Below are 11622 nucleotides of genomic sequence, written 5' to 3' on the forward strand. Positions count from 1 at the left end.
TTAGTGCCCACAAGCGGCGCTTTCACACACTCCTTTACAGATTTTCATTCTGCTTTCAGACAGTCAGCGTCTAATCTGCCAATAAGCCATATCGTGTGGGAGCTTTGTATGCCGTTACCTTTGTTGTGGATTGGAGGTGTTGCCGTGGGCGCTCTGGCCCTTGCCGATGCGCGGGAGTCGCGGCGTAATTTGCAGCGCGAGCGTTTGCTTGGCCGCACCGAGCTTGAGCACAAAGGCCGCGCCGCCGTGCTGCATCCAAGCACCTGGCAGACAGGTGGCAGCACCTCTGTGCCCAAGCCCGGCGCGCTGATGTGCTGCTATGTGTATGGGGTGATTGAACACACCGGCATTTATCTGGGTGATGGCCAAATCGCCGAGCTGCATGGCTCAGGGCTTATTCGCGCCGTGTCGGCAAACCGCTTTTTGCATGGCCGCACCGGCAGCCAGATTTTTGTGGCCGCTGACGCAAGGCACCAGTGCCTTGCCGTTGAGGATGCCGCAAAACGCGGCGCAGATGCGCTGTTTCAGTACCGGGACTATGATTTGCTCGGTAACAATTGTCACCGCTTTGTCTGGTACTGTATTTCCGGCGAAGACAGGGAAGTGGGCGGTTTCAGCGAGCTTAACGAGCTGGTGGCGCGCTTTTATGGCAAAGCCCTTTATTGGGACGAAGCACGCTGGGAGCGCCGCTGCTTTGCACCGGATGCATAGTGCTCGCAGCGGATGCACTTTGCACCGAAAGCCGCTTTAAACCGCAAGCTGCTTTGAACCAAAAGCCACTTTGAATCGGAAGCTAATTTGAACCGAAAGCCACTTTGAATCGGAAGCTAATTTGAACCGAAAGCCGCGTTGAACCAAACGGAAGGTAAAACGCGGCTAAACAAATTTTGGCTAAATAAAAAGCCACCCTAAGGTGGCTTCATGAAGCGGGTTAAACCTCGCAGAATTCTCAATAAGCTAAATTTTACAATCGCTTATTTGCAGAAGTCGTTTATTTGCAAAGGCCGTTTATTTGCAAAAGTAATTGACTGCGCGGCGCACCAGCTCCACACCGGTTTGGTCGCATGGCGGCAGCTCAGCGTCCGATACTGTTACCGGCGTTACCCGCTCGCCCCATTTGAGCAGCAGCGCCGCCGAGGTCAGGCCGGCACCAAAGGCGCAGGACAAAATGGTATCGTTAGGCTTAATCAGACCTTTTTCCAGCGCATCGCAGATGGCGATAGGAATGGTTGCCGCCGAGGTGTTGCCGTAATTGGCAATGTTCACAAAGGCTTTTTCCTTTGGAATACGCATTTTGCTCACCAGGGTATCAATAATGCGCTCGTTGGCCTGATGGGGAATAACCAAGTCCACATCGTCTTTATCGACACCGCATTTTTCCAGCACCTGGGCACTCAGTCTGCCCATGCCGTTAATGGCGCGCTTGAAGATTTCCTGGCCATCAAACTGGATGTAAAAGTCCAGAGACTCGGCACTGAATCTGTCCATGGCGGTACCAAAACCGGCTTTGAGGATATCCCGGCCGTCCGGGTCGTTGTTGAGCTCATAGCCGAGCACGCCGCCTGGAATATCACTTGCTTCTACGACTACGGCGCCGGCGCCGTCACCAAAGAGGACGGCAGTTTCGCGGCGAGACCAGTCCAAATAGAAGGTCAGGCGCTCGGCGCCCACCACCAGGACTTTTTTGCACTGACCGCTTTTGATTTGCGAGCTGGCAAGGCCAAGACCGTAGAGGAAACCTGAGCAGGCGGCGTTGATATCAAACGCGGCGCACTGGGCACCCACATTGGCCTGCACTGTGGAGGCGATGTTGGGGATCAGGGTGTCCGGGCTCGCGGTGGCCAGAATGATCATGTCCAGCTCACTGCCGTCGATCCCGGCAGCGGCGAGGGCACGCTTGGCCGCGACGCTGGCAAGCTCAGAGGTATTAACATGGCTGACATGGCGCTGACTGATGCCGGTTCTGGGTTTGATCCATTCATCGGAAGTATCGATAAAGGTGGCCAGATCGTGGTTGGTCAGCACGGCAGGAGGAACGCATTTTCCCCAACCGGTAATGGTGGCGTACTGCATATAAATCTCTCAAACAAAAAAGGCAGAGCCCGAGGCCTGCCTTGTATTTCGACAACAAAGCTTATGGCTAAAGCGTGTCGTCCTTGATTATTTCACCTGCTCGGCGACCAGGTCACGAATGGCGCCGGCGGCGTGCAGAATATGCTCGCGCAGCAGGGCTACGGCCTTGTCGGTTTGCTTTTGCTTACAGTAACTCAGCAAATCGCGGTGATCCTGCTCAGCCCGGGGAATGCCTCCGGTCAGCAGCAACTGCAGGCGGATATAACGGTCACAGTTGGTATTCAAGCCGTGCACCACTTCCAGAGTGTGGGGACGGTTGGCGGCCTGGTACAAGGTGGTGTGGAACTTGGTATTCAGTTCGGCCCAGCTGCCAATGGCATCTTCCTGTTTAAAGGCTGATTCCAGTTGCTCCAGTACCTTTTCCGCCTGGATAAGGTCCTCATCTTGCAGATTCGGGATGGCTTTTGCAAGCAGATCTGTCTCAATCAGGGCTCTGAGTTCGAACAATTCGGTCACCTGCGCCGCCGACAGCTCGGTGGCAGTGGCGCCCTTGTGGGCCTCGAATTTCACCAGACCTTCGGCTTCGAGTTGCAGCAGGGCTTCGCGTACCGGAATACGGCTGACGTTCAGCTCCTCGGCCAGGGCGCTTTGGCGCAGTGGCTCACCGGCGGCAATTTCACCGGAGAGGATCTTTTCCCTGAGAACCTCTACCACAACCTGAGTACGGGTTTTATGAACGATTGGCGTGTGTCGACTCATTTTTATACTGGATACCGATATATTTTTATCGGCTAAGATTACCGCCAAAGAATGCATAAATAAAGGGAAACCATGGGTTTCCCTTTATCATTTTACTCAAGAGTCTTGCTAAAGCGCGGGTGTTTAAAACCGCTTTAGTCGGCTTGAGTCAGACCTGAGTGCCGAAGGCAGCAGCACCTCGGGCATATTTTGGTAACAGATGGGGCGCACAAAGCGTTTCATCGCTTCAGTGCCAACCGAGGTCGAGCGGCTGTCGGTGCTGGCAGGATAGGGGCCGCCGTGATTCATGGCGCGGGCCACTTCAACACCGGTGGGCATTTGATTAAACATGATGCGTCCCACCTTAAAACTGAGGCGGCTTATAAGCGCGGCATAGGCCTCTACTTCCTCCAACAGCCCATGAATACTTGCCGTGAGTTGCCCCGGCAGGGCATTGATGAGCTCGACAAGCTCCTCCTGTGAGTCGCACACCACGACCAGCGCGAAGGGGCCAAAGATTTCCTCAAGCAGCGCGGGCTTTTGCATGATGTTGGCGGCGCTGATTTTGGCAAGGAGCGGCCTGCTTTGGTGCGCGGCCGATGCGGCCTGACCCTGGGCAATAATTTCCATCTCGGGCAGCATGGCTTCTACTGCATGATTGAAGGCGGCGCAAATGCCGCCGCTCAGCATAGGCGCGGCGCGCTGGGCGCTTACGTTTTCGGCAAGGGCTGCAATGTAGGCGTCAAGCCCCGGGCCTTTTTGGGTGATGATGAGCCCAGGACTTGTGCAAAACTGGCCATGGCCCATCATCATCGAATTGACCTGCAAACTTGCAAGCTCGCCAAAGTCCCGTGCAAGTTTGCCCGGCAAAATAAGCTGCGGATTCACCGAGCCAAGCTCGCCATAAAATGGAATGGGCTCGGGGCGAAGGGCGCAGCGGTCTGCCAGAATGCGGCCAACTTTAAGTGAGCCGGTAAAGCCCACCGCCTTAACCAGTGGATGCTCTACCAGTGCGACAGACAGGGCTGGCGCCTTGCCCTGCAACAGCGAAAACAGCCCCTTTGGCATAGCGCACTGGTCGATGGCGCGCGCAATCGCGCGGCTCACCAGCTCGCTGGTGCCCGGGTGCGCAGGATGCCCTTTGACGATAACAGTGCAGCCTGCGGCAAGGGCAGAGGCGGTATCGCCGCCGCCGGTTGAAAAGGCAAGCGGGAAGTTGGACGCGCCAAATACCGCCACAACCCCGAGCGGCAACTGGCCAAGCCTGAGCTCAGGCTTTGGCAGTGGCGTGCGCTCGGGATTGGCGTCATCCATCAAAAGCGGATCGTATGGCGCGTTCAGGACGGTAGCAAACAGTCTTAACTGGCCTGCGGTTCGGCCAAGCTCGCCGCGAATGCGGGCTTCCGGCAAGCCGGATTCGAGCATGGCCATGGGCACGATTTGCCCGGCATCCTTTTCAAGCTCGGATGCGATGGCATCAAGAAACGCGGCGCGCTCGGCGTCAGATTTTTGCTGATAGGCCCAGAAAGCCTCGCTCGCGGCACGGGCGGCGGCATCGACATCGTCGGCGTCTGCCTCGGCAAAGCGCTCGGGAAGCTGCTCGTTGGTTTGCGGGTTAACGCGGGCAAAGCCCGCTTCTTTACCCTGCCATTGATGGCCGAAAAAGTGTAGGCCACAAAGGTTGGTTGTCATTGTTTATCCTTGTTTTTGAAGGCGTTTACACCACCTGAAAGCCATACGCATAGGGGTCGGCATCATCTACTGTAATGGCATTTTGGCCAAACACCCGTGCCCAGCCCTGAATGCTCGGGCGGATAGCATCATAGTCGCCGACCTTGGTGGCCGACTCGATGCGGCCGATAAACTGGCTGCCGATAATGCTTTCGTGGGTGTAGCTGTCGCCGACCTTGAGTTTGCCGCGGGCATAAAGCTGCGCAAGCCGTGCACTGGTGCCGGTGCCGCAGGGTGAACGATCGATTGCCTTATCACCATAAAACACCGCATTGGCGCCATCGGAGCCTTCGCTGATGGTATCGCCGGTCCATAGCACATGGCTTATGCCGCGCACTGTCGAATCGTTGGGATGAACGCAGTTTAAGGTTTCGTGGGCGACCTGACGCACAATCGGGCTCCAGCGCAGAATGTCGGCGGCGCTCCAGTGGCGAAGGCCGGGGAAGTTTTCCTGCGGATCGACAATCACGTAGTAATTGCCGCCGTAGGACACATCCACCTTGAGGGTGCCAAGGCCCGGGATATCAAGAATCGCGTCTTTGTGGGCAAGGTAGGCAGGCACGTTATAAATGCGTACCCAATCGACCTTGGCGCCGGTTTGCTGATAATCAATCTCGATTTGACCGGCCGGTACGTCCAGCACCAGTTTGCCAGGGGTTCTGGGCTTCAAAAGGCCGGTTTCAATCGCTGCCGTAATGGTGCCTATGGTGCCGTGGCCGCACATGGGCAGGCAGCCGCTGGTCTCGATAAACAAAATAGCGGCGTCGGCATTGTCAGAGCAGGGCGGGTAGAGAAAAGAGCCCGACATCATGTCGTGGCCGCGGGGCTCAAACATCAATGCCTTGCGGATCCAGTCGTGGTTGGCGAGAAAATCCTGGCGTTTTTCACTCATGGTGCGGCCGGCAAGATGCGGGTGGCCACTGGTGACCAGCCGCACAGGATTACCGCAGGTATGGGCATCAACGCAGAAAAATGTGCCTTTAATCATGTCCTTTGAGCTCCACTGATATTGTTATTCTGGCTCTTGTTCTTAAGGTGTGGGCGAGTTAGTTGTACTTGCTGAGATCCAGGCGTTTCGCCATGGCTTCGCCGACCACTTTTTCAACATAGGCGCGCTCGTCATCGATAAGCGTCATCCGCGGCATACGCACGTTTTCGCTGCCACGGCCAGCCAGCTGCTCGGCAAACTTGATGCACTGCACCAGGGTTGGAATAGTATCGAGGCGCAGCAGCGGCATAAACCAGCGGTAGATTTCGCGGGCTTCTTCAATGCGACCGGCGCGTGCGAGCCTATACAGGGTCACAGACTCGCGGGGGAACACGTTGGTCAGGCCGGAGATCCAGCCGGTGGCACCAAGCAGAATGGATTCAAGGGCGATATCGTCCACACCGCAGAACAGGGTAAAGCGGTCGCCAAAGCGGCTTTGCAGCTCAGTCAGGCGGCGGGTGTCGGTGGTGGACTCTTTGATGGCGACAATGTTTGGCTCTTTCGCGAGTACGGCGGTCATTTCAAGGTCGATATCCACGCCGTAGCTGACCGGGTTGTTGTAAATCATGATTGGCAGCTGGGTTGCGCGCGCCACCATCTGGTAATGGGTGATCACTTCACGTTTGGTGCCACGGTACACCACGGCTGGCAGCAGCATTACGCCATCCACGCCTATGGCTTCAACGTCTTTCACATATTGCATCGCAAGCGGGGCGGTGTTTTCGGTGCAGCCGGCAATCACAGGGATCCGGCCTTTTACCACGCTGACGGTATGCTTGAGAAAGGCGCGCTTTTCATCGGCACTCAACGAAGCGTTTTCGCCGATGGTGCCAAGGGCAATGATGCCGTCGATGCCGTCTGCTATCAGCTGCTCCAGCATGCGGGTGTTGGAGTCAAAATTGATGCAGCCATCGTCGTTGAATTGGGTGGAAATTGCCGGATACACGCCTTGCCAGTTAACTTTCATGTTCAAACCTCAGATATGTCTTGTTTTCTTTATGTTGGATCAGCTGTGACTCAGAGCTGTGACACGGGACCTGCGCCGCCGTGCACAAAAACCTGCAGTCAAGGTTGAGATAAGTTATAGTATATTGTATACAATAAAGCAATGGCGAAAAAACACAGATCTCAGATTATTTGGATAAGAGATAAGTGTCACTATATATTGCATACATTATTAAAAGAGAATGACCGCTCCATGGCAACCCTACAACAGCGACACCCTTTAACGCTGCCCAAGCTTGGCGATGAGCAGCGCGCGGCCTACCGACAAATCACTACCCTGGATGCTCACACCGAAGGGGAGCCACTTCGGATTATCACCTCGGGTTATCCGTCGGTGCCCGGTGACTCCATGCTGGCAAAACGCCAGTATCTGCAGGCGCATCTGGATGATTACCGTAAGCTTTTGATGTTTGAGCCCCGCGGCCATGCCGATATGTATGGCGCGCTTATCACCGAGCCTGTGACATCCGGCGCCGATTTTGGCGTGCTGTTTTTACATAACGAAGGCTATTCCAGCATGTGTGGCCATGCGGTGCTGGCCCTTGCCACCGTGTACTGTGAGACCGGTGCCATTCCCATGCCGGGAGGTGTGGCTGAAATTGGTATAGACGCGCCGGCGGGGTTTATTCGCGCCCGCGCCGAGCGTGACGCCGAGGGTAAAATCCGCGCCAGTTTTATCAATGTGCCGTCCTTTGCTGAGGCGCTGGATTTAACCGTGGAGGTGCCGGGCATAGGTGCCGTCAGCTTTGATATCGGTTTTGGCGGCGCCTATTACGCCTATGTGGATGCGGATATTTTGGGGCTGGACTGCTCGCCGGAAAATGTCAGCCAGCTGATAGATTGGGGCAGGTGGATAAAGCAGGCGGTGATGGCTAAGTTCGCTATCCGGCATCCGCTCGAAGCCGATTTAAGCTTTTTATATGGCACCATTTTTACGTCCGCTAAGGTGTCGGTGCCCGGCGCCCATTCACGGCATGTGTGCATTTTTGCCGATGGCGAGGTTGACCGCTCGCCCACCGGCACCGGCGTCGCGGGGAGGATTGCGCTGCTTTATGCAAAAGGTGGCGTATCACTCAATCAGCCTTTGTTGATTGAAAGCATCGTGGGCGGACAGATGATGGTTGAAGCCATCGACAGCAGCGATTTTTACGGTAAAAGCGCCGTCATCCCAAGGGTATCGGGCCGGGCCTTTATTACCGGTGAGCATCGATTTTTGCTCCATCCGGACGATATTTTTCAAACCGGCTTCTTGCTGCGCTGAGGTGTGGGATGAGTACAGATAACGCTTTGCAACTCCAGCCAGGTGCAGCCGCTCGGCAGCGCGTCATAGTGGTCGGCGCCGGTGTAGTGGGGCTTGCCAGTGCGGTGGCGCTTGCCCGCCGCGGCATTAAGGTCACGGTTATTGATAAGGAAGGCGTGGCCGCAGGTGCATCCTTTGGCAATGCGGGCCATTTTGCCACCGAGCAGGTGTTTCCGCTTGCCGATCCTGCCTTACTGCCAAAACTGCCCGGTATGCTGCTCGACCCTTTGGGGCCATTTCGTATTCGCCCGGCGTATTTTCATAGGGCGCTGCCCTGGTTTCTGCGTTTTGTGGTCAATATGAGTCGTAAAAACCGCGAGCGTAACGGCGTTGCCATTAAGGCGCTGAATCTTAACGCAATGGCTGCCACACGGGAGCTGCTTGCCTTTTGCGGCAGGCCGGAGCTGCTGGTTGAAAACGGCTCGTTGCTGGTATTTGAAACCCGCGACAAGCAGGTGATTGACGCTGAGTTTCGCACCTATCGCGATGCAGGTGTGGCGGTAAAGCTGCTTAATGGCGATGAGGCCCTTGCGCTGGAGCCAAGCTTAACGGCTGCGGTTACCGCTGCGCTCTGGTTTACCGAGGTAGGCCATACCCCGAGCCCCAAAGCCATTTGTGATGCGCTGGCAGACACACTCATCAGGCTGGGTGGCAGTATTGAGCTTGGCTGCGTTAAAGAGTTGCAGGGCGGCGGCGCGCCATCAGCGTTGCTGGACGATGGCAGAAAGCTTAAAGCTGATAAGCTTCTCCTTTGCGCCGGCGCCTGGTCAAAGCCCTTGGCACAAAGCGCGGGCCACAAGGTGCCGCTCGATACCGAGCGCGGTTATCATCTGATGATGCTGCAGCAAAGTGGCCTTAAGCGGCCGGTGGCATCGTTCGAGCGCAAGTTCATCATTACTCCCATGGACGGCGGCACACGTTTGGCTGGTACAGTGGAATTTGGTGGCCTTGATGCGCCGATGTCACCGGCGCGCGCCGATTGTTTGCTGCCCCACGCCAAGGCGTTGCTGCCTGAGGTGTTTGCCGCTGCAACCGTTGACGATGGCGAGCGCTGGATGGGATTCAGGCCATCCATGCCCGACAGTCTGCCGGTGCTGGGTGAAAGCCAAAGCCAGGGAGTGTATCTCTGTTTTGGGCATCAACATCTCGGGCTTACCTGGGCGGCAACCACTGCCGAGCTGATGGGGCAACTGATGACAGGAGAAACCCCTGCTATTGAAATGCGCCCTTACAGTGTGAAGCGTTTTGATTGAGGCAGGTAAAAGCTAAAAGCTAACAGCTAAAGGCGACCAACAGGTCGCCTTTTTAATTCCGGGCAGAAGTTCATTCCGCCTTAGTGCCTCGGGTCATAAAGGCTTCAATTTCATCGCTGCTGCGGGGGCAGGCGGCTGAGAGGTTTTCACAGCCGTTGGTTGTGACCAGAATATCGTCCTCAATTCGAATGCCGATGCCGCGATATTCCGCCGCTACATCCATCGCATCGGCGGGAATATAAATGCCGGGCTCTATGGTAAACACCATGCCGGGCTCAAGCGCGCGCCAATCGCCGCTGTCATCCTGATAAGGCCCTACATCGTGCACATCCATCCCAAGCCAATGGCCGGTTTTGTGCACCGTAAAGCGTCTGTAGCTTTCACTCTTCATTACCTCGTCCAGCGAGCCTTGAAGCAGGCCTAGTTCAATCAGCCCCTTGGCCATCACTTCCATGCAGGTTTCATAGAGCACATTCCAGCGGGTACCGGGCTTTACCTTGGCAATGGCGGCATCGAGCGCGCTCAGCACCAGATCATGAAGGCGGCGCTGCGCCTGGCTGAATTTGCCATTAGCGGGAAAGGTGCGGGTAATGTCGGCGCTGTAATGACAATACTCGGCGCCCGCATCAACGAGTACCAGTTCGCCGTCATTTACCGTACAGCAGTTTTCTTCGTAATGCAGGCAGCAGGCATTGTTGCCGGCAGCAACTATATTGGGGTAGCCCACATCCACGCAGCCGTGCTTGGCAATCTCCAGCATAAAGGTGGCGGCAAGCACGGCTTCATTTATGCCGGGCGCGGCCGCCTGCATCAGCGCTTTGTGGCCTGCGACCGATGCATTCGCCGCATGGCGAATTAAGCTGATTTCAGTTTCGGATTTTATCACCCGCATCGGGTGCAGTACGGACGCCAGAGTCGCAAGTTGCCGATAGGCCTTGGGCACATCAAAGGGCGTTTGAAAGCGTTCGCGGTTAATGAGCTGCCAAAGGTTGGGCAATCGATTTAGCTCGTCACTGACATAAATCCGGGTTTTGCCTTTTAAAAGCGTAAGCAGCGTTGGTTCGAACTCGTCGATAGTAAAGGCCGCATCTGCGCCATAGTCAGCCACAGCGCCTTCGGGGCCCGAGCGGCGGCCAAAGCTCACTTCGGCATCTTTATCCCGAGGGCGGCAAAACAGCACGAGCCTGTCATCAGTGTGTTCTCGGTACACCAGCGCAAAGGCATCTGGCTCGCCAAAGCCGGTGAGGTACAAAAAGTCGTTGTCCTGACGGAAGTGGTATTTGATGTTTTTACTGCGCACTTTTTGGCTGTAGGCTGCCATGACCACCAAACTGCCGTCGGGCAGGGCGTCGAGCAGTGCTTTGCGGCGGGCGAAGTAGAGTGCAGCGACATCATTAACAGGGCTTACCATAACATCCTCGGGTGGTATCGGCTTCAAGATACGATATAGATTGATGGCTTGCATGTTAGTTGTATGCAATATCCAAAACAAGCGGAAAACTTATCTCAGGCGCGGAAGTTGGCGGTGCATTTCGGTTGCAGGAGTGGAATAATAGCGCCACTTGCAACTCCGGAGTGATTTAAGTGAACCGAGCGGTATTTCTCGACAGAGACGGCGTGATCAACAAAGACCATGGATACGTACATCAGGTGGACGACTTTGAATACATTGAAGGTGTGTTTGAAGCCTGCGCTGCGCTGAAAAACATGGGCTACAAGCTGGTGGTGGTCACCAATCAATCCGGCATTGCCCGCGGCATGTACACCGAGGATGAGTTTCATACACTCACCGAGTGGATGGATTGGAACTTCGCCGACAAGGGCGTGGATTTTGATGGCATCTACTATTGCCCGCACCACCCGGACAAAGGCATTGGTGAATATAAAACTGACTGCGAATGCCGTAAGCCCAAGCCGGGCATGATGCTCTCCGCCGCCAAGTTCCTCAAAATCGATTTGTCCAAATCCGTGATGGTGGGTGACAAGGCCGATGATATGCGCGCCGCCGAGGCTGCGGGCATTCCGACAAAAATTCTGGTCAGAAGCGGTAAGGTCGTCGACAGTGAAGGCGAAGCGCTTGCGACCGTGGTACTGAACAGCATCGCCGATGTGCCCGGCTTTCTTAAGGGGTAAGTCAGCTGCTGACTAGCTCTTTTTATAGCGACGAGCCGGTATTTTGATGAACTTTGGCTATAAAACTGGCAAAAAACGCGGTCATGGCTAAAATCTATCCACTCGGCGTGTTGCGATAATAAAAGTGCTTGCACTTCCGGATCCAGTCCCTATAATGCGCCTCCATCGACCGACGGCAAACGCCAAACACGGTCCGCTCTTTAAAAATTTATCAAGCAATCTGTGTGGATGCTCGCAGGTTGATGAAGTCGACAAAACGATTTTATCAATGAAGGAGTTTTCATGCAGAGCATGACAGCAGAAATTCATTGAGACCAAAACTTTAATTGAAGAGTTTGATCATGGCTCAGATTGAACGCTGGCGGCAGGCCTAACACATGCAAGTCGAGCGGCAGCACAAG

The 11622-nt window shown here is 55.4% G+C and carries 10 protein-coding genes and 1 rRNA gene; 5 read left to right on the forward strand and 6 right to left on the reverse strand.

Going from position 1 to position 11622, the window contains the following annotated elements; all coding sequences use genetic code 11:
• The first annotated feature begins 108 nt into the window (after positions 1–108).
• Complete coding sequence (locus KJI95_RS18480) at positions 109–711, forward strand: lecithin retinol acyltransferase family protein (RefSeq protein ID WP_214508683.1); 603 nt, start codon at positions 109–111, stop codon at positions 709–711.
• A 297-nt stretch (positions 712–1008) separates the two neighbouring features.
• Here the strand turns inward: KJI95_RS18480 and KJI95_RS18485 are convergent, their stop codons facing one another.
• The 5 genes from KJI95_RS18485 to dapA all read right to left on the reverse strand — a co-directional run bounded on the left by KJI95_RS18485 (position 1009) and on the right by dapA (position 6497).
• The gene (locus KJI95_RS18485; RefSeq protein WP_214508684.1) at positions 1009–2073 is read right to left on the reverse strand and encodes a ketoacyl-ACP synthase III; all 1065 of its coding nucleotides are present in this window, start codon (positions 2071–2073) and stop codon (positions 1009–1011) included.
• 87 nt (positions 2074–2160) lie between these two features.
• Positions 2161–2832: a GntR family transcriptional regulator gene (locus KJI95_RS18490; RefSeq protein WP_214508685.1), complete on the reverse strand. Its 672-nt coding sequence runs from the start codon at positions 2830–2832 to the stop codon at positions 2161–2163.
• Positions 2833–2955: 123 nt separating this feature from the next.
• The gene (locus tag KJI95_RS18495) at positions 2956–4503 is read right to left on the reverse strand and encodes an aldehyde dehydrogenase (NADP(+)) (protein WP_214508686.1); all 1548 of its coding nucleotides are present in this window, start codon (positions 4501–4503) and stop codon (positions 2956–2958) included.
• A 25-nt stretch (positions 4504–4528) separates the two neighbouring features.
• A complete protein-coding gene (locus KJI95_RS18500; protein WP_214508687.1) occupies positions 4529–5530 on the reverse strand; it encodes a 4-hydroxyproline epimerase in 1002 nt (333 codons plus the stop codon).
• A gap of 58 nt (positions 5531–5588) precedes the next feature.
• Positions 5589–6497 carry a 4-hydroxy-tetrahydrodipicolinate synthase gene (gene dapA, locus KJI95_RS18505; RefSeq protein ID WP_214508688.1) on the reverse strand — a complete coding sequence of 303 codons (909 nt, stop codon included), beginning with the start codon at positions 6495–6497 and terminating at the stop codon, positions 5589–5591.
• 231 nt (positions 6498–6728) lie between these two features.
• Between dapA and KJI95_RS18510 the strand changes: the two genes are divergently transcribed.
• Positions 6729–7796, forward strand: a complete 1068-nt coding sequence (locus KJI95_RS18510) for a proline racemase family protein (RefSeq protein WP_214508689.1) — start codon at positions 6729–6731, stop codon at positions 7794–7796.
• Between the two features lie 8 nt (positions 7797–7804).
• A complete protein-coding gene (locus KJI95_RS18515) occupies positions 7805–9088 on the forward strand; it encodes an NAD(P)/FAD-dependent oxidoreductase (protein ID WP_214508690.1) in 1284 nt (427 codons plus the stop codon).
• A 70-nt stretch (positions 9089–9158) separates the two neighbouring features.
• Here the strand turns inward: KJI95_RS18515 and KJI95_RS18520 are convergent, their stop codons facing one another.
• Positions 9159–10499, reverse strand: coding sequence for an aminopeptidase P N-terminal domain-containing protein (locus KJI95_RS18520; RefSeq protein ID WP_214508691.1), 1341 nt, complete (start codon positions 10497–10499; stop codon positions 9159–9161).
• Positions 10500–10672: 173 nt separating this feature from the next.
• On the opposite strand from KJI95_RS18520, the gene gmhB reads away from it, so the two are divergent.
• Together gmhB and KJI95_RS18530 are read left to right on the forward strand one after the other, a co-directional pair.
• Positions 10673–11221: a D-glycero-beta-D-manno-heptose 1,7-bisphosphate 7-phosphatase gene (gmhB, locus tag KJI95_RS18525; protein ID WP_214508692.1), complete on the forward strand. Its 549-nt coding sequence runs from the start codon at positions 10673–10675 to the stop codon at positions 11219–11221.
• Between the two features lie 323 nt (positions 11222–11544).
• Positions 11545–11622, forward strand: a 16S ribosomal RNA gene (locus KJI95_RS18530); the annotation flags it as partial.

This window comes from Shewanella jiangmenensis (assembly GCF_018596335.1).
GTDB lineage: Bacteria > Pseudomonadota > Gammaproteobacteria > Enterobacterales > Shewanellaceae > Shewanella > Shewanella jiangmenensis.

Excerpts from the sequence above, each read along its gene's own strand:
- KJI95_RS18480 (WP_214508683.1), top strand. The coding sequence starts at position 109 with ATGCCGTTACCTTTGTTGTGGATTGGAGGTGTTGCCGTGGGCGCTCTG.
- KJI95_RS18485 (WP_214508684.1), bottom strand. The coding sequence starts at position 2,073 with ATGCAGTACGCCACCATTACCGGTTGGGGAAAATGCGTTCCTCCTGCC.
- KJI95_RS18490 (WP_214508685.1), bottom strand. The coding sequence starts at position 2,832 with ATGAGTCGACACACGCCAATCGTTCATAAAACCCGTACTCAGGTTGTG.
- KJI95_RS18495 (WP_214508686.1), bottom strand. The coding sequence starts at position 4,503 with ATGACAACCAACCTTTGTGGCCTACACTTTTTCGGCCATCAATGGCAG.
- KJI95_RS18500 (WP_214508687.1), bottom strand. The coding sequence starts at position 5,530 with ATGATTAAAGGCACATTTTTCTGCGTTGATGCCCATACCTGCGGTAAT.
- dapA (WP_214508688.1), bottom strand. The coding sequence starts at position 6,497 with ATGAAAGTTAACTGGCAAGGCGTGTATCCGGCAATTTCCACCCAATTC.
- KJI95_RS18510 (WP_214508689.1), top strand. The coding sequence starts at position 6,729 with ATGGCAACCCTACAACAGCGACACCCTTTAACGCTGCCCAAGCTTGGC.
- KJI95_RS18515 (WP_214508690.1), top strand. The coding sequence starts at position 7,805 with ATGAGTACAGATAACGCTTTGCAACTCCAGCCAGGTGCAGCCGCTCGG.
- KJI95_RS18520 (WP_214508691.1), bottom strand. The coding sequence starts at position 10,499 with ATGGTAAGCCCTGTTAATGATGTCGCTGCACTCTACTTCGCCCGCCGC.